Genomic DNA, 16,829 nt, shown 5'->3' with positions numbered 1-16,829 from the left:
GAGAAGAGGGGAGTTTTCGGGGCGCCTGATTCATGCCCTCCGGCGCCGCATCTCGCTGCGGACGACGTAGAGGACGGCGCCGATCAGCATCAGGTCCAGCGCGAACCAGGTCAGCGCATAGCTGAGATGGCTGTTGGGGAAGCTGACCACCGTCAGCCCGCCGACCGGCCAGCCGCCGGAATTGCGGGTCCCGTCGGCATCGATGAAATAGGGGGCGACCCGCTCCAGCCCCTTCGACGCGGCGATGGCGGCAACATCGCGGGAGTACCAGCGGCCGGCGGCCGGATCGTTGCTGCGCAGGAACCCGCCCTTCGGCTCGGTCAGGCGCAGCAGGCCGGTGACGCTCACCTCTCCCTGCGGCTGCCCCTCGGCGCGGGATGCGGGATCACGCTTTTCCGGCGGCACGAAGCCGCGGTTCACCAGAACGGTGAAGCCGCGGTCGGTGACCAGCGGGGTCATCACCCAGAACCCGCCGCCCAGGTCGGTGACGGCCTGCACCAGCGCTTCGCGGTCGTTCAGGAGGTGGCCGGTGACGGCGACGCGCCGGTATTCGTCCGACGCCGCCGAAACCGACGGCCACGCCTCCGGCCCCGGAGCGGGAACCGGTGAGGCATGGATGCGGGCGTCCACCCGCTCGATCAGATCCAGCTTCCACACCCGGCGTTCGAGCTGCCAGATGCCGAGCGCGGTCAGGCCGGCGACGCCGGCCAGCGCCAGAAGGCCGAAGAGGGCCAGCGCCCAGACCGGGCGGGCCCTCTTCGGTGTGCCGCCCGCAGGGGGCGCGGACGGCAGTCCGGTCACGGCATCTTGCTCATGTCGTGGGTCATGCCGGGCATCATGTTGTGGTTCAGGTGGTACATCACCCAGAGCGAACCGGCGAACATGATGACCACGACGATGATCGTGAAGATCATCGCCAACATCGACCAGCCGCCTTCGACGCGGCCGTTCATGTGCAGGAAATACACCATGTGGACGAGGATCTGGACCACGGCCAGCGCCAGGATCACGACCGTGGTGGTCGCATTGTCCAGCGTGCCGTTCATCACCAGCCAGAACGGAATGACCGTCAGGATCACCGACAGGACGAAACCGATCATATAGCTGCCGAAGGTGCCGTGGGCGCCCGCGGGATGGCCGTGGTCGTCATGGCCGTGACCGCCGTGGTCGTGCCCGTGGCCCTGATGGGCGTGGTGGTCGCTGTGCGCGTGGGTGCTCATCGCAGCGCTCCCATCAGATAGACGAAGGTGAACACACCGATCCAGATGACGTCCAGGAAGTGCCAGAACATGCTGAGGCACATCAGGCGCCGGCGGTTGGCCGGGATCAGGCCGCGGCGGGCGACCTGGACCATCAGCGTCACCAGCCACACGCTGCCGAAGGTGACGTGCAGCCCGTGGGTGCCGACCAGCGTGAAGAAGGACGACAGGAAGGCGCTGCGCCAGGGGCCGGCGCCCTCGTGGATCAGGTGCGCGAACTCGAACAGCTCGATGCCCAGGAAGGCGAGGCCGAACAGCAGCGTGATGAACAGCCAGGCCTGGGTCTGGCCGGTGCGGCCCTTCTCCATCGCCAGCATGGCGAAGCCATAGGTGATGGAGGACAGCAGCAGCATGGAGGTGTTCAGCGCCACCAGCGGCAGGTCGAACAGCTCCTTCGGCGTCGGACCGGCGGCGTAGCTGGTGCCCAGCACGCCGTAGGTCGCGAACAGCACCGCGAAGATGAGGCAGTCGCTCATCAGGTAGATCCAGAAGCCGAGCGCGGTGCTGGCGGCTTCGTGGGCGTGCTCGTCCCTCACATAGAAGACGGGCGGGGTGGCGCCGCGCGGGGTGTCGTGCCCCGCGTGGCTGCCGTGCATGGCTTCAACGGTCGTCGTCATGCTTTACACCTGTCCGGAGAGCAGACGGGTCCGCTCGTTCTCGGTCCTCACCACCTCATCCACCGGGATGTGGAAGTCGCGGTTGTAGTTGAAGGTATGGTTGATGGCGACCGCCAGCAGGCCGATGAAGCTCACCGCGGCCAGCCACCAGATATGCCAGACCAGGGCGAAGCCGAGCACGGTGCTGATGCCGGCCAGGATGACGCCGGTGCCGGTGTTGCTCGGCATGTGGATCGGGCGGAAGCCTTCCAGCGGACGGGCATAGCCGCGCTTCTTCATGTCCCACCACGCGTCGTTGTCATGGATGACCGGCGTGAAGGCGAAGTTGTAGCCCGGCGGCGGCGAGGAGGTCGCCCATTCCAGGGTACGGCCGTCCCACGGGTCGCCCGACACGTCGACCAACTGCTTGCGCTTCAGGACGCTGACGGCGATCTGGATCAGGAAGGAGCCGATGCCGAGCGCGATCAGGACGGCGCCGAAGGCGGCGATCTGGAACCAGATCTGCAGCGACGGATCCTCGAACACGCGCAGGCGGCGGGTGACGCCCATCAGGCCCAGGACGTAGAGCGGCATGAAGGCGAAGTAGAAGCCGATCACCCAGAACCAGAAGGACATCTTCCCCCAGAACGGATCCAGGCGGAAGCCGAAGGCCTTCGGCCACCAGTAGTAGATGCCGGCGAACAGGCCGAACAGCACGCCGCCGATGATGACGTTGTGGAAGTGGGCGATCAGGAACAGGCTGTTGTGCAGCACGAAGTCGGCGGGCGGAACCGCCAGCAGCACGCCGGTCATGCCGCCGAGCACGAAGGTCAGCATGAAGGCGATCGTCCACATCATCGGCAGCTCGAACCGGATGCGGCCACGGTACATGGTGAACAGCCAGTTGAAGATCTTCGCACCCGTCGGGATCGAGATGATCATCGTCGTGATGCCGAAGAACGAGTTCACGCTGGCGCCCGAACCCATGGTGAAGAAGTGGTGCAGCCACACCAGGTAGGACAGGATGGTGATGACGACGGTCGCGTAGACCATCGAGGTGTAGCCGAACAGCTTCTTGCCGGTGAAGGTGGAGGTCACTTCCGAGAAGATGCCGAAGCACGGCAGGATCAGGATGTAGACTTCCGGATGGCCCCAGATCCAGATCAGGTTCACGTACATCATGGGGTTGCCGCCCATGTCGTTCGTGAAGAAGTGCGTGCCGACATAGCGGTCCAGCGACAGCAGGACCAGCACGGCGGTCAGGATCGGGAAGGAGGCGACGATCAGGACGTTGGTGCAGAGCGAGGTCCAGGTGAAGACCGGCATCTTCATCATGGTCATGCCGGGGGCGCGCATCTTCACGATCGTACAGATCAGGTTGATGCCCGACAGCGTCGTTCCGACGCCCGCCACCTGCAAGGCCCAGATGTAATAGTCGACGCCGACGTCCGGGCTGGCCTCCAGACCCGACAGCGGCGGATAGGCCAGCCAGCCGGTGCGCGCGAATTCACCGACGAACAGCGAGGCCATGATCAGGACGGCGCCGCCGACGGTCATCCAGAAGCTGAAATTGTTCAGGAACGGGAAGGACACGTCGCGCGCGCCGATCTGCAGCGGCACGACATAGTTCATCAGCCCCGTCACCAGCGGCATGGCGACGAAGAAGATCATGATCACACCGTGGGCGGTGAAGACCTGATCGAAATGGTGGGAATTGAGGTAGCCCTCGCTTCCGTTGAAGGCCATGGCCTGCTGGGCGCGCATCATGATGGCGTCGGCGAAGCCGCGCAGCAGCATGATCAGGCCCAGCACCATGTACATGATGCCGATGCGCTTGTGGTCGACGGTGGTGAACCACTCCGTCCACAGGTAGCCCCACAGCTTGAAATAGCTGAGGGCGGCGACCAGCGCGATGCCGCCGAGCACCACCGCGAAGAAGGTCGCGACGACGATCGGCTCGTGATAGGGGAAGGACTCCAGGCTGAGGCGCCCGAAGAGGAAGGTCGTCAGTGTCTCAAGCATGCCGGTGTGCCCAATCAGGGATTGGCCAGCCGCTGCGGCCCGGCCGGGGAGGCGGACGCGCTGATCGGCGTGACGGTGGGGCGCTGCACGGCGCCCGAGTTTGCGGCGGCTTCAACGGCTTCGGCCACGGTGCACAGGCCGGTCGGCTGGGTGTCCGGGAAACCGGCCAGCGTGTTGGCCCGCAGGATGGCGTCGGCCGCGGCCTTGCCGCCGGCGTTCAGCCCGCCCGCGCGGTCGATGGCGGCCATGTCGCTCATGCACATGGTGCCGGGACGCACGCACATGTTGACGACGGCGTTGAACAGCTTCGGATCGACGCTGCCGTAATGCTGGACCGGAACCGCCTCGCTCGGCTTTTCCAGCGCCAGATAGGCGTTGCGGTCCAGCGAGCCGTTGGCCGACTTCACCTTCGACACCCAGCCGTCGAAATTCTCGTTCGACAGGCCGAGGAAGTTGAAGCGCATGTGCGAGAAGCCGGCGCCGCTGTAGTTGGACGAGAAGCCCTTGTAGGTCCCCGGCTCGTTGATCACCGCGTGGAGCTTCGTCTCCATGCCCGGCATGGCGTAGATCATGCCCGCCAGCGCCGGAACGTAGAAGGAGTTCATCACCGACGACGCGGTGATGCTGAAGCGGATCGGCCGGTCCACCGGGGCGGCCATCTCGTTGACCGAGGCGATGCCGTATTCCGGATAGACGAACAGCCACTTCCAGTCGAGCGCCACCACCTGCACGTCCAGCGGCTTGGCGCCGGCGGGAACGGGCTTGTCCGCCGCGATGCGGTCGAGCGGACGGTAGGGGTCGAGCTTGTGGGTGGTCACCCAGGTGATGGCACCCAGGCAGATGATGATCAGGAGCGGGGCGGCCCAGATCACCAGTTCAAGCTGCGTCGAATGGTCCCAGTCCGGTTCGTAGCGGGCCGTGCTATTGGACTGACGATAACGCCAGGCGAACAGCACGGTAAGCGCCATGACCGGGACGATGATCAGCAGCATCAGCAGGGTGGAGATGACCACAAGGTCTCCCTGCTGGTTTGCAACGTCGCCGGCCGGGTTCAGCACGACCAGGTTGCAGCCACTCAACGCCGCCATCACTGGCAGCAGGGCGATTGCGCGATAACGGCTCAAGGCAGGACCTGTTTCATAAGGTTTGCTTTGGGGAGACAGCTAGCGGCAATAGCCTAGCTGTGACATTGGACAATTTGTCCAATGCCTGACTCCTGCGCGCTTGACAGGTCACCGAAAGTTGGTGCCCCATATTGTATGATCTGCGGATCATCGCAAGCGAAATAACGCAGCCGGAGCCGACATGATGACTTCATCGATTGCGGCCGTTGAACGGGATGCGAGGCTGGTGAACGCGCGGCATCACGGGGTCAACCCCGGAGAAATTGCCATCGGCGTTATCATCGGCCGAACATCCGAGTTCTTTGACTTTTTCGTTTACGCCATTGCTTCCGTGATTGTCTTCCCGAAGCTGGTGTTCCCCTATGTCGATCCGCTGACCGGGACCCTTTGGTCTTTCGCCATCTTCGCACTGGCCTTCGTCGCGCGACCGATCGGCACCTTCATCTTCATGGCCATCGACGAGAGTTACGGGCGCAGCGCCAAGCTGACCATCGCCCTGTTCCTGTTGGGCATCTCCACGGTGGCGCTGGCCTTCCTTCCGGACTACGAGGCGATCGGCGTCGCCGCCGCATGGCTGCTGGCACTGTCGCGCATCGGGCAGGGCATCGCGCTGGGCGGCACCTGGGACGGTCTGGCCTCGCTGCTGGCGATGAACGCGCCGGAGAATCGGCGCGGCTGGTACGCCATGATCCCGCAGCTGGGCGCGCCGATCGGGCTGATCGTGGCGAGCGGCCTGTTCGCCTACATGGTCAACAGCCTGTCGGCGGAGGATTTCTTCGCCTGGGGCTGGCGCTATCCCTTCTTCGTGGCCTTCGCCATCAATGTGGTGGCCTTGTTCTCCCGCCTGCGACTCGTGCAGACGCCGGAGTTCGAACGCCTGTTCCTGAACCGCGAACTGCAGCCGGCCCCGGTGGTGGAGACGCTGCAGGTGGAAGGCAAGCGCGTGGTGATCGGCGCCTTCGCCCCGCTGGCAAGCTTCGCCCTGTTCCACATGGTCACCGTCTTCCCGCTGTCCTGGATCTTCCTGAATGCGAATCAGGAAACCGGTGCCTTCCTGATCATCGAGGTGATCGCGGCCGCCTTCGGCATCGCGGCCATCGTCGCATCCGGCTACATCGCCGACAGGGTCGGTCGGCGGACGCTGCTCGGCACCTGTGCCGCCGCCATCGCGGTGTTCAGTGGGTTCGCGCCGCTGCTGCTCAACGGCGGGCAGACGGGCGAACTGGTGTTCATGGTGCTGGGCTTCGTCATCCTCGGCCTGTCCTTCGGCCAGTCGTCGGGGTCGGTGGCGTCGGGCTTCAGCCAGCAGTACCGCTACACCGGGTCGGCGATGACCTCCGATCTGGCCTGGCTGTTCGGGGCCGGCTTCGCGCCCTTCGTCGCGCTCTACCTGTCCAGCCATTTCGGGCTGATCGCGTCGGGCCTTTACCTGCTGTCGGGCGCGATCTGCACGCTGGTGGCGCTGCGGATCAACAAGACGCTCTCATCCTGATGGGGTACCCCCGCCCTCCGCCATCCTTGCGGCGGGCGGGCAACCCTCATGACTTGTCGGAACCAGCTTGGCCGCCAATCTTGAACGGTGCAACGAACCGGAAAAGGCGGCCCGACCCATGCGATCGTCAACCCATTCCCATCCCGCCACTCCCGGTCGCGGGCGTCTGCTCGTGGTGACGCTGGCCGCCCTGGCAGGCCTGTCGGCCTGCGCCGGGTTCGAGCCGGAATACCGCAAGCCGGGCGCCCAGCGCCTGACCGGGCCGGAGGTGTCGACACTGCTGGGCGGCCACACGCTGAGCATCGTCAACGCGCGCGGCAAGTCCTACGTGAACCGCTTTTCCAAGGACGGGTCGATCGTCATTTCCGGCGGCAAGGGCAACGAATACGGCCATTGGACGGTGTCGGGCGACCGCTATTGCCTGACGCTGGAGATCGATCCGCGCCAGCAATGCATGGAGATCTACAAGCTTCCCGACGGCCGCTACCAGATGGTCAATGCCGACGGGTCGCTGCGCAACACCTTCACGGTGGATTGACGTCGGAATTCGTGAATTTTCAAATGCCTTCTGAGGGATGCTTCAGGTTCGAAGCCATTCGCCGTGGACCATGTCTTTTGCCTTTCTCAGCCGTCATCCCCGCGACGGCAGGGATGACGGTGAAAAGACGCTGGGTGCGGTGGACGGATTTTTCAAATCAAAGACCGTTTCATTGGGTGCTCTCATGCGATGAGCGTAAAACCGAGGGCTGTATTCACAACGCTTTTGATGGCATCCATTATCGTATCGATAGCTTTCTGTATCACCTGCAAAGTCAAATGTGTCATTGCTACAATAACGCCCATCGTGGCGGTGATCTGCATATTCAATAGAGCTTTTGCGCCTTCGGTTGTGTAAGGCGGATTTGGTTTCATCATGGATTCTTCAATTGCGACGATCTGCATCGCTATTTTTTTTAGCTCTGGCACTGCATATACCTGAATATCATGCCATAAGGTGCCGGCTATATTTTTTCCAGCGGTAATCATCGTGTTGGTCAGCTGGTCCATATCGAGCGCCATTTTTTCCTCCTGCTAAGCCATTACTGCTTCGTTGATACGGAACCACCGCTTTTTTTAGCTATTTCAATCATGATTCCAGATCGCACAAGAGATCCGATGCCACCGACAAGTATGGGGTCATGTGCATCGGCCGGTATGCCTTTTCCTTGCTGTGCTTCATGAAACACTTTCAATTGGTCAAAGCCTTGTCTGATCAAATTCAAGAGAACAACAGAACAATCATTCTCGCCAATCTGCGCGATGACTTGTTGTGGGTCAGGCAATGGGATTGGTGAAGGCTTGGGCAATGGCGGCATCGCTTTGATGACCGCCTGCTTGACCAACTGGACCGAAGGGCAGCTGTTCAGTACCTTGTGGGCCTCTGCCCGGACGACCAATGTCGCCAGCTTCGCGTCCTGCGTAACGTAAAAGTCCTTGTTGGATGAGTAGGTTCCAGCCGGTGTGTTTGCCGCTGCAATCATCCTGTTGGTAAAGGCGGTCAGGTCAGTGTTAAATTGCGTGAGGCCATGATCGATCTGTTCATCATAATCGGATACAAGATGAACGGAGCAGCCGGAAATCAGTATCGAGGAAATAACCGCAAATAATACTGGTAAAATTCTGGTGAGTCGGCTCATGTGCACATCTCCTCATTTAAAGAGTGGACATCACGCGATGATGTGACAGGATGCAGCTTCACGGATTTAACTGATATACAACGGTACGTGAAAATTGCTTGTCGCGTAACTTTCAACGACGAGTAACTTTCAATGACGAAATGTATGCCATAATTTTACTGATGTATAATGCGCGGGTTGTGCATTTTCTTGCACAGAACTCTACGCGACTGGAGGCCATCCAATCAGGCGATGACAGAAAGCTGGACGCGAACACGCCACATCCGTGCAGTCCGCCTCTGCTTTCTTTCCGATGCGCTTCCTTGTCACAATGACATTCATGGTCCACAGATAATCAAGCAAGGACAAGTATAAATCACATAGCCGACAGTCAAAAATTCAGATAATACTATGGTATGCGCGCCAATTCGCGCGTCCTGCCGACCCGGATCGGAACCGGGCTAAGGTTGAGAAAATCAACGCCTCCGACGCAACAGACCGGAGGTCAAATAGGCATTCTCAGTCGGACCCAAGCGCATTGACGGTCAGCCGTCCGGCCGGCCAGGAGCGGATGAGGCCGGCGGCGCGAAGCTCCGGCAGGACGGCGCCGACCTGCTCCGTCGACAGCCCGGTCGCCTCGACGATGGCGGGACAGGTCCGCGGTCCGCTTTCCAATGCCGACAGAACCGCACCGGCGGTCGCGGACAGAGCGTCGGCCGGGCGCGGCGGGGTGTGACTGCGGGCGGCGGCGATCATGACCGCGAGCATGCGCAGCTGACCGAGTCGCTGCATCGCCTTCCCGCCCGGATCGTCCTGCAGGGACAGTGCGGTGTGGCAGCGGGCGGCGGTCCGGGCGAGGGCGGCAAGATCGTCGGTCCGGTCGGCGACGACTGCAGCCACCGCTTCCTGGGCCAGCGTCTCCAGTTCGGCATCCGCGACCGCCCAATCCTCCCGCCCGACGGCATCGAGCAACTCGTCGCCCAATCTCCGCAACGCCTGTTCCAGAGCGCTCATTTGCCATTCTCCTCGGCGGCGCAGGCCTCCTCCGGTTCCGGGTCGGGCAGGGCGGGCCAGTTGGCCGGCGTCCAGCGGGCGCAGGCATAGCCCGGCGCCGGATCGGCGAGCGGCAGGGTCAGGCAGGCGATGCGCGGGGCGCTGGCCTGGCTCGCCCGCGGCTGGAACAGCAGGGCGACGCCGCAAGATTCGATGATCTTGTCCTCTTCGCCATTGGCGCGGCAGTAGCGGTTGAAGCGGTGCGACAGCGCCATGCTGTTGGCGACGATCACCCGGCAATAGCCGGCGCGCGACGAGGCTCCGCCCTCCTTCGCCTGCCAGCGCTCGGTGGTCAGTCCGCTGTCCATCACCGGGGTGACCAGCCAGTCGACCATCATGCCCGAGGCGATCCAGGCGCTCGGCTGCGTCCGCCCCAGATCCTCGCAGATGGCGACGGCGAGCCGGCCGAGGTCGGGCAGTTCGAACAGGGTGAAGCGGTCGCCGGTCTCGATGTCCTCGCGCGCGCAGTCCAGCAGCCGGCCATTGCGGTCGCGCAGGTCGTAGGAGCGGCATTGGTCGCTGTCGAGGTCCCAGCAATGCAGCTTGGTCTGGCTGGCGACCACCCTGCCGCAGCGGTCGAGCAGGATCGCCCGGTTGCGCGGCCGGCCCTCCACCTCCTCTTTCACGCCCAGCAGGGCATAGCGGATCGGCCCGTCCACCGCCTGGGCGCGCAGTGCCTGCCGGATCGCAGCCAGCGAGTCGGAATGGACCGAGACCTCCGGGAACAGCACGAAAGTGGCGCCCTGCTGCGCCAACCCGGCGATGGCGTCGGCGGCGCGGCGGCCAAGCGCGCGCGGGGCGGGATCGTACCAGTCCTCGCCGTCGCGGCGGAACTGGTGGATGGCAAGGTCGTCCTCCGCCTCGGCCAGCGGAACGACACCGACGATAGGCGTCCAGGCGGGATCGCTGGGGTCCTGATCGGACACCGCGGCGATGCGCCGGTACTCCACCGCGATGCGCCGTTTCGGATCGCCCTCGCGCTCCGCCTCGATGGTCAGGCTGGGCGGCACCGCCAGCAGGTTGGTGAACAGATCGACGGGATCGAATGCCTCGGGATCCGCGCCCGGTGAAATGGCGTTGGGCGGCGCCGTTTCGCGGATGTTCATCGCCCGGGCGAACAGGCCGGGCCGCAGGATCAGCTGCCCGTCGGCGGCATCGGCATTGAACCGCCCGTCACGGTTCAGGCGGCGGCGCGCCTCCAGCCGCTCGGCCGGAAGCGGGTGGTCGCTCCTGATGTCGTAACGGGAGGCCAGCGGCGCGAACCAAGCGTCGATGGCCTGCGCCGCCGCCAGCATCCGGTCGAGGTCCGATCCGGCCCACTCCGCCAACACCCGGACCCCGTTCCGCAGACGCTCGGCCGCCTCGTCGGCCAACCGGCCGGCCCGGTCGTGGTCCGCCTCCAGCGCTTCGGCGAGAACGCGGACCTCGTCGCGGCGCTCCTGCAACTGGCGCCACAGACTCATGAACAGGTCGGCCGGATGCATGCGTCAGGAGGCGCCGGTTTGGCCGGTCGCCGGCTGGAACTGCAGGATCTTCGGCGTCCGCATGTCCTCGGCGATCGGGGCGTCGCTGGCCGCACCGCGCATGGCGGAGACGGGGCGGGGGAAGCCGCTGCGGCCGCTGTAATCCGGCACCGGCAGGCTGCGGTAATGGGCCTCCTCCTGGTGCAGCTTCTGGGCGCAGACGATGTCCACCGCCGTCGCCGCCAGCACGGCGCCGAAGGCGATGCTGGCATTCCCGGCGCGCGGATTGTCCCGCATACCCTCCGCCAGCGTCGCCATGTCGACGGCATCGCCGGCGATGCGGCCCCAGATCCAGGGCTTGGGATCGCCGAGAGCCAGCAGGCCGACGCCGGTGGTGATCTCCCGCACGCCATAGGCACGGATCAGGTTGGTCTTGTCCTCCATCCCCATCCAGCGGGCGATGGTTCGGCCGGCCATCAGTTCGGCGACGCCGAGGCCGATGCTGAACCAGCCCAGCCCGCGGGCGAGGTTGTCTCCGGCCGAGGAGCGGTTGTAATAGGCCATCTCTTCACCTCAGGGCTTGAGGACCACCTTGATGCAGCCGTCCCGCTTGTCGCGGAAGGTCTTGTACATCTCGGGTCCCTGATCGAGCGGAACGGTGTGGGTGATGACGAAGGACGGGTCGATCTGCCCTTCCTGGATCCGGTTCAGCAAATCGTCGGTCCAGCGGTTGACGTGGGTCTGGCCCATACGCCAGGTCAGGCCCTTGTTCATCGCCATGCCGAAAGGCATCTTGTCGATCAGCCCGCCATAGACGCCGGGGATCGACAGCGTGCCGGCCGGGCGGCAGACATAGATCATCTCGCGCAGCACATGGGCGCGGTCCGATTCCAGCATCAGCGCCTGCTTGGCGCGGTCGTACATCGAATCGAGCGTGGCGGTGGCGTGCGCCTCCATGCCGACGGCGTCGATGCATTTCTCCGGACCCTTGCCGCCGGTCAGCTCGTTCAGCCGCTCGACGACGCTCTCCTCCTCGAAATTGATGGTGATGGCGCCGCCGGCCTTGGCCATCGCCAGCCGTTCCGGCACGCGGTCGATGGCGATCACCTGCTTGGCGCCGAGCAGGATGGCGCTGCGGATCGTCATCTGCCCGACCGGGCCGCAGCCCCAGATCGCCACGGTGTCGGTCGGCTGGATGTCGCACTGGGCGGCGGCCTGCCAGCCGGTGGGGAAGATGTCGCCCAGGAACAGCACCTGCTCGTCGGTCAGGCCGCTGGGGACCTTGATGTGGGTGCGGTCGGCCATCGGCACCCGCACATATTCGGCCTGCCCGCCGGCATAGCCGCCGGTCAGGTGGGTGTAGCCGAACAGCCCGGCGGTGGTGTGGCCGAACAGCTTGTCGGCCAGCGCCTTGTTGCGGTTGGAGCGCTCGCAGACCGAATAGTTGCCGCGCTTGCACTGGTCGCATTCGCCGCACCAGATGGTGAAGGGCACCACCACCCGCTCGCCGACCTTCAGCGCGCTCTTGGCGTCGGATCCCACCTCCACCACCTCGCCCATGAATTCATGGCCGACGATGTCGCCCTTCTCCATGCCCGGCATGAAATTGTCGTGCAGGTGGAGGTCGGAGCCGCAGATGGCGCAGGTCGTCACCTTGACGATGGCGTCGCGCGGATGCTCGATCTCCGGATCCGGGACCGTATCGCAGCGGATGTCGTTGGCGCCGTGCCAGACCAGTGCTCTCATCGATATCTCCCCGACTCTTGCCTTCGTTTGGATCGCGTTCAGCAACAGGACCGGCGGCCGGAGCGTTCCGGTGCCGGCCCTTTACCGAAAGGCGATGGTCAGAGGATCAGTGCCTTTTCGCGGGCGACGCCGCCGGACATGATGGCGGTCTGGCCGTCGTCCAGGCTGTTGCGCAGGGCGGGGAAGTCGATCTCCTCCTCCTGGCGGATATGGCCGTCGACGATGCGTTTCAGGTCCAGCGCCACGGCCAGCCAGCGCGGATCGTCCTTCGGCGTCTGTTCCAGGTCGAACAGGTGCATCTTCATCTCGGCATGCTCGCCGTAGAGATGCTTGGCGTCCTCTTCCTTCCGCGCCTGGTCGTGCAGAAGCGGATAGACGACGTCCTCCTCCGCCATGGCATGGGCGGCAAGGCGGCGCTTCAGGCGAAGCAACAGCTGGGTGCGGCGGCCCGGCGCGTCCATCGGGGTCTGCACCATCTCCACCAGCAGCGACTGGATGTGGCGGTGGTCGTCGATCAGCGCGTCGATGCCGTCGCGGCCGGCGGCGTGGCGGGCGGTGCCGGCCAGTTGCGCCACCACCGGCGGCAGCAGCCGGCTCGCCACCAGCGCCAGCGCCGCCCCGCCGGCCATCATCGCCAGCCCGCGCGCCGACAGCCAGCCCGTATCGTCTCCGTGCGAATAGCCTGCTCCCGAATACCGTGCCATGACGGGGCTCCTTCCTGCCGGTTGGGTGATCTGGCTCACCAACAGGCGCGCGAGCCCCGACGTTCCGGTGGACCCTCAGCCCGCGGGCAGGGGCGGGGCGGACGACGGTTGCCGCGCCGCCCGCGGCGTGTCCGCGGTCGTCACCAGCAGGTGGAGCAGCAGCAGGGCGGTGAAGAACAGGTAGGATTGCAGGACGTTGAGCGGGGTATCGGCAAGCTCGTTCAGGGGGTGGAAGAAGTCGTTGCCCACGATCGCGAATCCGATGCCCAGCAGCAGCAGTTTGCCGAGGCCGCGGCGCCGGTCCCGGGCGGCGAGGTCGATCAGGACGAACAGCAGATAGGCGCAGACCGGCAGCAGTACGCCGTAATGCGGGATCCAGGCGATCGGCGTGCCGATCGTGAAGCAGGTGCCGGCCACCAGGAAGGAGGCGATGGGCAGCCGCCGGTTGCTCCCGTTACTGGCCCCATTGCTGCCGCCCGCCCCGTCCCTGATCCGCCACAGCAGGCCGAACAGGACGAACAGGATGCCGGAGACCAGCGTCGCGCCATGGACGAGCGCATTGTAGGCCGGGAAGGCGCTGCCCCGCCATTCGGCCTCGCCGTTGGTGTTCAACAGCAGGTTGGGACCGTTCTGCAGCAGGCGGTGCAGAAGCCCGTTCAAGGTCTGGTTGGCATAATAGCTTTCGCCATGCTGGCCCAGGAACGACAGCACGTCGAGGTAATGCAGCGACGGGCCGAAGCCGTAGAGGGCGCTGGCAGCGGCGAAGCCGGGAATCACCACCGCCGCCCAGCCGATGGCGAACCCCCATTCCCGGCGCAGCAGCGCCCAGATCAGGAAGAGCGACATCTGCGGCTTGATCAGCGTCGATGCGCCGAGCATCACGCCGGCGAGCGCCCGCTGGTCGCGCACGTAGAACAGGGTGGCGAAGACGAAGGCGGCGTTCAGCCACACCTGCATCTGGCCGACGGCGAAGGCCTTGACGATCGGGAAGAAGCACAGCGTAGCCACTGCGCCGAGTGCCGCGAGCGTCAGCCGGCTGACCCCGTTGCGCACGGTGTGGTCGAAGCCCATGCGTTCCGCCAGTTCGCGCATCAGCAGCGCCATGCCGCCGGCGGTGGCGACGACCATCAGCAGGTTGATCAGGGCATAGATCCGCAGATGGAGCAGGCCGACCGCCGACATCGCCTCCAGCACCAGCAGCGAGGTCAGCGGATATTGGAACTTCACATGCTTGGTGAAGAAGATGGCGTCGTAGACGTTGCCCTGCCCATTTTCATGCAGCCAGGTGAAGGCCGTCATCATGGGTTCCCAGGAATCGAGCGGCAGGTGTTCCGGCGACAGGCCGAGGATCAGGAGCAGGACGTCCCAGACCGTGGTGTCGAGCCCGGCATCCAGAAAGGGCCTGAGAACGACGCCGAGCAGCGTGTCGACACTGAGAACGAACAGAAACGCGACGGACAGCATCCAGGCGGCGAAGCGGTGGTTGCCGATGACGCCAACCGCCGCACCGCCACCATTGCCCAACGGCCCGTCCAATGATCCGTCTGCCGCGTTTGCGAATTCCTTCGAGTCCATCGGCGACCACTCCCTGGCGTTGTGCCCGGCTTCAACTGCCGGCAGGTCCGCGAAACTATGCCAGAGCACTGCGGATGGGGAATGTGCCCCGCCCGTGCCGGATGGGAGTAATGCCATTAAACGCCAGGCACCCGCGGCGGTAGCAAGCTACCCCGCCGCGGCGGCGCCGACGCGTTCGGAGGAAGAAAGAAGGGGCGGGAAGCAGGGGGCCTCGCGCGGAATCGCTCAGCCCCGCTTCCCCGCCTCGCGGTTGCGCGGCCGCTTGCCGGCGTCCTCTTTCGGGGTTGGCGGAGCGGCATGCTGGTCGGGCAGGTCGCGGCGCTGGCCGGTGCCCTCGCCGACGGTGACGGTGGTCGACGGCCCGCCGCCGACGGTGTGCGGCAGGTCGTCGGAACTGCCGGTGCCGACGCCCATGCCCTGGCCGGCGCGGCCGGGAGTGACCGGTCCGCCTCCCTGGGCGCCCGGATTGGGGCTGTCGGCGTTGGAGATTTGGCGGTCCTGATCCTGATTCCTGGACTTGTCCATCTGGTTCTCCCGGTTTCGGTTGCCCTTCGGCCAACATCCCGTCCCGGCCGGAGTTCCGGCACGTGCCAGACGGGCAGGGGCCGGAACGCCCGCATGCCGCCACGGTTTTCTGTCGGCGGCGGTCATGGCGACGACGGAACCGCCGCCGCAGACCACGGAGACACCATGTCGGCACAACGCCCGCCCACCTATCCGCCGCCCCAGACCGCCGGCCTCAGCGCGGTGCTGGAGCGCAACATCCAGGCGCTGCAGGCCCGCCGCAAACGGGAGGAGGTGGAGGCGACGCTGCAGGACCGCATCGCCGATACCGTCACCCGCTTCACCGGCAGCATGCGCTTCGTCTATCTGCACCTGATCCTGTTCGGTGGCTGGATCCTGATCAATCTGGGTTGGCTGCCCATCGTCCGGCCCTGGGATCCGTCCTTCGTCGTGCTGGCGATGATCGCGTCGGTGGAGGCGATCTTCCTCTCCACCTTCGTCCTCATCAGCCAGAACCGCATGGCCGCGGTTTCCGACAAGCGCGCCGACCTCGACCTGCAGATCAGCCTGCTGGCCGAGCATGAGGTGACGAAGCTGGTCACGCTGGTTTCCGCCATCGCCGACCATCTGGGGGTGGAGACGGAGGTCGACGCCGAACTGGACGTCATCCGGCAGGATGTCGCCCCCGATGCCGTGCTGGACGAAATCGAAGCGACCCAGGCAAAGAACAAGCAGGAGTGAATCGCCGGCCGGCGCCCGTCTTCCGGCAACCCACCGTTGCCGAACGCATGGAGGTTATGCGTTCAGGGAATCCCTCCGTTCTACTTGGGTTATTGTTCTGGAACCGGGGAGTATTCTAAGGTCAGGCTACCCCCAATTTCGGGTTCGGCCAGACGCCGTCCCGACAGAGACCAGCTTCAGGCCCCGGTGACCCGACGGTGATGGCGTCCTCTCACATAATCGTCGGTGGCGCCACCTGGTTCTACCTGTCGAGCCGGTACGGGATGACCTTCGACGCGGTCGCCTTCGGCGCGGCGATTCTGGGGGCGCTGGCGCCGGACATCGACCATCCGAAATCGACGCTTGGGCAGATGGTCAAGCCGCTGTCCACCGCGATCTCCAACATCTTCGGCCATCGCGGCGTCACCCATTCGGCGCTGGCCATCGCCGGCTGCCTGTGGGTCCTGCACGAACATGCCGCCTACCAGCGGCTGCTGATCCCCTTCATCGTCGGCTATCTCACCCATCTGGCCGGCGACCTGCTGACCCCGGCCGGGCTGCCGCTGCTGTGGCCGATCAAGCGGCGGCGCAATTTCGCCCTGCCGATCCTGAAGACCGGCGGTTTTTCCGAACAATTGGCGGTGACGCTGATGGCGGGCTGGATGATCTCCGGCCTGTTCGCCAACGGCTGGCCGGAATTCCCGCTGCAACGGCCTTGGCGCTCCGTCGTTGCAGCGGCACAGACCTATCTGGGGGAGAGCGGCATGGAGAAGGCCGCGCCGCCGATCCCCGTGCGCAAGCCGCCGGAAACCAGCCGGCCCAAGCCGCTGAAGGGCTGACTCCCGGCTGTTCGGGCGCTCTGTCCGTCATCCCGTCGAATCTGCGAAATCAAGCCTGAAATCCTTTCCGTATCATC

The 16,829-nt window shown here is 64.9% G+C and carries 18 protein-coding genes; 4 read left to right on the top strand and 14 right to left on the bottom strand.

Features of this window, described 5'->3' with window-relative positions; all coding sequences use genetic code 11:
• Positions 1 to 30: 30 nt before the first annotated feature.
• The 5 genes from TSH20_RS04600 to cyoA are packed head-to-tail and all read right to left on the bottom strand — an operon-like array spanning position 31 to position 5,001.
• A complete protein-coding gene (locus TSH20_RS04600) occupies positions 31 to 801 on the bottom strand; it encodes an SURF1 family protein (protein ID WP_109073624.1) in 771 nt (256 codons plus the stop codon).
• Positions 798 to 1,220 carry a cytochrome o ubiquinol oxidase subunit IV gene (gene cyoD, locus TSH20_RS04595; protein WP_109073623.1) on the bottom strand — a complete coding sequence of 141 codons (423 nt, stop codon included), beginning with the start codon at positions 1,218 to 1,220 and terminating at the stop codon, positions 798 to 800. Before cyoD ends, TSH20_RS04600 begins: the two co-directional genes overlap by 4 nt.
• Positions 1,217 to 1,855, bottom strand: a complete 639-nt coding sequence (gene cyoC / locus TSH20_RS04590; RefSeq protein ID WP_109073640.1) for a cytochrome o ubiquinol oxidase subunit III — start codon at positions 1,853 to 1,855, stop codon at positions 1,217 to 1,219. Before cyoC ends, cyoD begins: the two co-directional genes overlap by 4 nt.
• Before the next feature lie 24 nt (positions 1,856 to 1,879).
• Entirely contained in the window at positions 1,880 to 3,877 is a 1,998-nt protein-coding gene (cyoB, locus tag TSH20_RS04585) for a cytochrome o ubiquinol oxidase subunit I (protein WP_109073622.1), read from the bottom strand.
• 14 nt (positions 3,878 to 3,891) lie between these two features.
• Entirely contained in the window at positions 3,892 to 5,001 is a 1,110-nt protein-coding gene (gene cyoA, locus TSH20_RS04580) for a ubiquinol oxidase subunit II (protein WP_109073621.1), read from the bottom strand.
• A gap of 181 nt (positions 5,002 to 5,182) precedes the next feature.
• Between cyoA and TSH20_RS04575 the strand changes: the two genes are divergently transcribed.
• Positions 5,183 to 6,493 (top strand): MFS transporter, encoded by a 1,311-nt coding sequence (locus TSH20_RS04575; protein WP_109073620.1) that lies wholly within the window; start codon positions 5,183 to 5,185, stop codon positions 6,491 to 6,493.
• Between the two features lie 118 nt (positions 6,494 to 6,611).
• Positions 6,612 to 7,031: a WD40 repeat domain-containing protein gene (locus TSH20_RS04570; protein ID WP_109073619.1), complete on the top strand. Its 420-nt coding sequence runs from the start codon at positions 6,612 to 6,614 to the stop codon at positions 7,029 to 7,031.
• Between the two features lie 182 nt (positions 7,032 to 7,213).
• Here TSH20_RS04570 and TSH20_RS04565 read toward each other — a convergent pair whose 3' ends face one another.
• The 9 genes from TSH20_RS04565 to TSH20_RS04530 all read right to left on the bottom strand — a co-directional run bounded on the left by TSH20_RS04565 (position 7,214) and on the right by TSH20_RS04530 (position 15,214).
• Positions 7,214 to 7,552, bottom strand: a complete 339-nt coding sequence (locus tag TSH20_RS04565) for a hypothetical protein (RefSeq protein ID WP_109073618.1) — start codon at positions 7,550 to 7,552, stop codon at positions 7,214 to 7,216.
• Between the two features lie 20 nt (positions 7,553 to 7,572).
• A complete protein-coding gene (locus TSH20_RS34570) occupies positions 7,573 to 8,169 on the bottom strand; it encodes a hypothetical protein (protein ID WP_146205327.1) in 597 nt (198 codons plus the stop codon).
• 498 nt (positions 8,170 to 8,667) lie between these two features.
• Entirely contained in the window at positions 8,668 to 9,162 is a 495-nt protein-coding gene (locus TSH20_RS04560) for a hypothetical protein (protein WP_109073617.1), read from the bottom strand.
• On the bottom strand, positions 9,159 to 10,664 hold the full coding sequence (locus TSH20_RS04555; RefSeq protein ID WP_247874420.1) for a nitrilase-related carbon-nitrogen hydrolase: 1,506 nt from the start codon (positions 10,662 to 10,664) through the stop codon (positions 9,159 to 9,161). The genes TSH20_RS04560 and TSH20_RS04555 overlap by 4 nt, the downstream gene beginning before the upstream one ends.
• Positions 10,665 to 10,688: 24 nt before the next feature.
• Entirely contained in the window at positions 10,689 to 11,228 is a 540-nt protein-coding gene (locus tag TSH20_RS04550; RefSeq protein WP_109073615.1) for a cyclase dehydrase, read from the bottom strand.
• 9 nt (positions 11,229 to 11,237) lie between these two features.
• The gene (locus TSH20_RS04545; RefSeq protein WP_109073614.1) at positions 11,238 to 12,410 is read right to left on the bottom strand and encodes a zinc-dependent alcohol dehydrogenase; all 1,173 of its coding nucleotides are present in this window, start codon (positions 12,408 to 12,410) and stop codon (positions 11,238 to 11,240) included.
• A 98-nt stretch (positions 12,411 to 12,508) separates the two neighbouring features.
• Complete coding sequence (locus TSH20_RS04540; RefSeq protein WP_109073613.1) at positions 12,509 to 13,114, bottom strand: hemerythrin domain-containing protein; 606 nt, start codon at positions 13,112 to 13,114, stop codon at positions 12,509 to 12,511.
• A 75-nt stretch (positions 13,115 to 13,189) separates the two neighbouring features.
• Positions 13,190 to 14,689, bottom strand: a complete 1,500-nt coding sequence (locus TSH20_RS04535) for a glycosyltransferase family 87 protein (protein WP_109073612.1) — start codon at positions 14,687 to 14,689, stop codon at positions 13,190 to 13,192.
• A gap of 225 nt (positions 14,690 to 14,914) precedes the next feature.
• Positions 14,915 to 15,214: a hypothetical protein gene (locus tag TSH20_RS04530; RefSeq protein ID WP_109073611.1), complete on the bottom strand. Its 300-nt coding sequence runs from the start codon at positions 15,212 to 15,214 to the stop codon at positions 14,915 to 14,917.
• Between the two features lie 165 nt (positions 15,215 to 15,379).
• Between TSH20_RS04530 and TSH20_RS04525 the strand changes: the two genes are divergently transcribed.
• Both TSH20_RS04525 and TSH20_RS04520 read left to right on the top strand, forming a co-directional pair.
• Complete coding sequence (locus tag TSH20_RS04525) at positions 15,380 to 15,934, top strand: DUF1003 domain-containing protein (protein WP_109073639.1); 555 nt, start codon at positions 15,380 to 15,382, stop codon at positions 15,932 to 15,934.
• A 200-nt stretch (positions 15,935 to 16,134) separates the two neighbouring features.
• On the top strand, positions 16,135 to 16,752 hold the full coding sequence (locus tag TSH20_RS04520) for a metal-dependent hydrolase (protein WP_109073610.1): 618 nt from the start codon (positions 16,135 to 16,137) through the stop codon (positions 16,750 to 16,752).
• Positions 16,753 to 16,829: the final 77 nt, after the last annotated feature.

The sequence above is a fragment of the Azospirillum sp. TSH20 genome (assembly GCF_003115935.1).
GTDB lineage: Bacteria > Pseudomonadota > Alphaproteobacteria > Azospirillales > Azospirillaceae > Azospirillum.
Note: the sequence above shows the minus strand (reverse complement) of the source record. Positions and strands in the feature narration are given on the sequence as shown.

Bases quoted from the DNA above. Each gene is read 5' to 3' on its own strand.
- cyoD (WP_109073623.1), bottom strand. From the start codon at position 1,220: ATGAGCACCCACGCGCACAGCGACCACCACGCCCATCAGGGCCACGGG.
- cyoC (WP_109073640.1), bottom strand. From the start codon at position 1,855: ATGCACGGCAGCCACGCGGGGCACGACACCCCGCGCGGCGCCACCCCG.
- cyoB (WP_109073622.1), bottom strand. From the start codon at position 3,877: ATGCTTGAGACACTGACGACCTTCCTCTTCGGGCGCCTCAGCCTGGAG.
- TSH20_RS04575 (WP_109073620.1), top strand. From the start codon at position 5,183: ATGATGACTTCATCGATTGCGGCCGTTGAACGGGATGCGAGGCTGGTG.
- TSH20_RS04570 (WP_109073619.1), top strand. From the start codon at position 6,612: ATGCGATCGTCAACCCATTCCCATCCCGCCACTCCCGGTCGCGGGCGT.
- TSH20_RS04565 (WP_109073618.1), bottom strand. From the start codon at position 7,552: ATGGCGCTCGATATGGACCAGCTGACCAACACGATGATTACCGCTGGA.
- TSH20_RS34570 (WP_146205327.1), bottom strand. From the start codon at position 8,169: ATGAGCCGACTCACCAGAATTTTACCAGTATTATTTGCGGTTATTTCC.
- TSH20_RS04560 (WP_109073617.1), bottom strand. From the start codon at position 9,162: ATGAGCGCTCTGGAACAGGCGTTGCGGAGATTGGGCGACGAGTTGCTC.
- TSH20_RS04555 (WP_247874420.1), bottom strand. From the start codon at position 10,664: ATGAGTCTGTGGCGCCAGTTGCAGGAGCGCCGCGACGAGGTCCGCGTT.
- TSH20_RS04550 (WP_109073615.1), bottom strand. From the start codon at position 11,228: ATGGCCTATTACAACCGCTCCTCGGCCGGAGACAACCTCGCCCGCGGG.
- TSH20_RS04545 (WP_109073614.1), bottom strand. From the start codon at position 12,410: ATGAGAGCACTGGTCTGGCACGGCGCCAACGACATCCGCTGCGATACG.
- TSH20_RS04540 (WP_109073613.1), bottom strand. From the start codon at position 13,114: ATGGCACGGTATTCGGGAGCAGGCTATTCGCACGGAGACGATACGGGC.
- TSH20_RS04535 (WP_109073612.1), bottom strand. From the start codon at position 14,689: ATGGACTCGAAGGAATTCGCAAACGCGGCAGACGGATCATTGGACGGG.
- TSH20_RS04530 (WP_109073611.1), bottom strand. From the start codon at position 15,214: ATGGACAAGTCCAGGAATCAGGATCAGGACCGCCAAATCTCCAACGCC.
- TSH20_RS04525 (WP_109073639.1), top strand. From the start codon at position 15,380: ATGTCGGCACAACGCCCGCCCACCTATCCGCCGCCCCAGACCGCCGGC.
- TSH20_RS04520 (WP_109073610.1), top strand. From the start codon at position 16,135: ATGGCGTCCTCTCACATAATCGTCGGTGGCGCCACCTGGTTCTACCTG.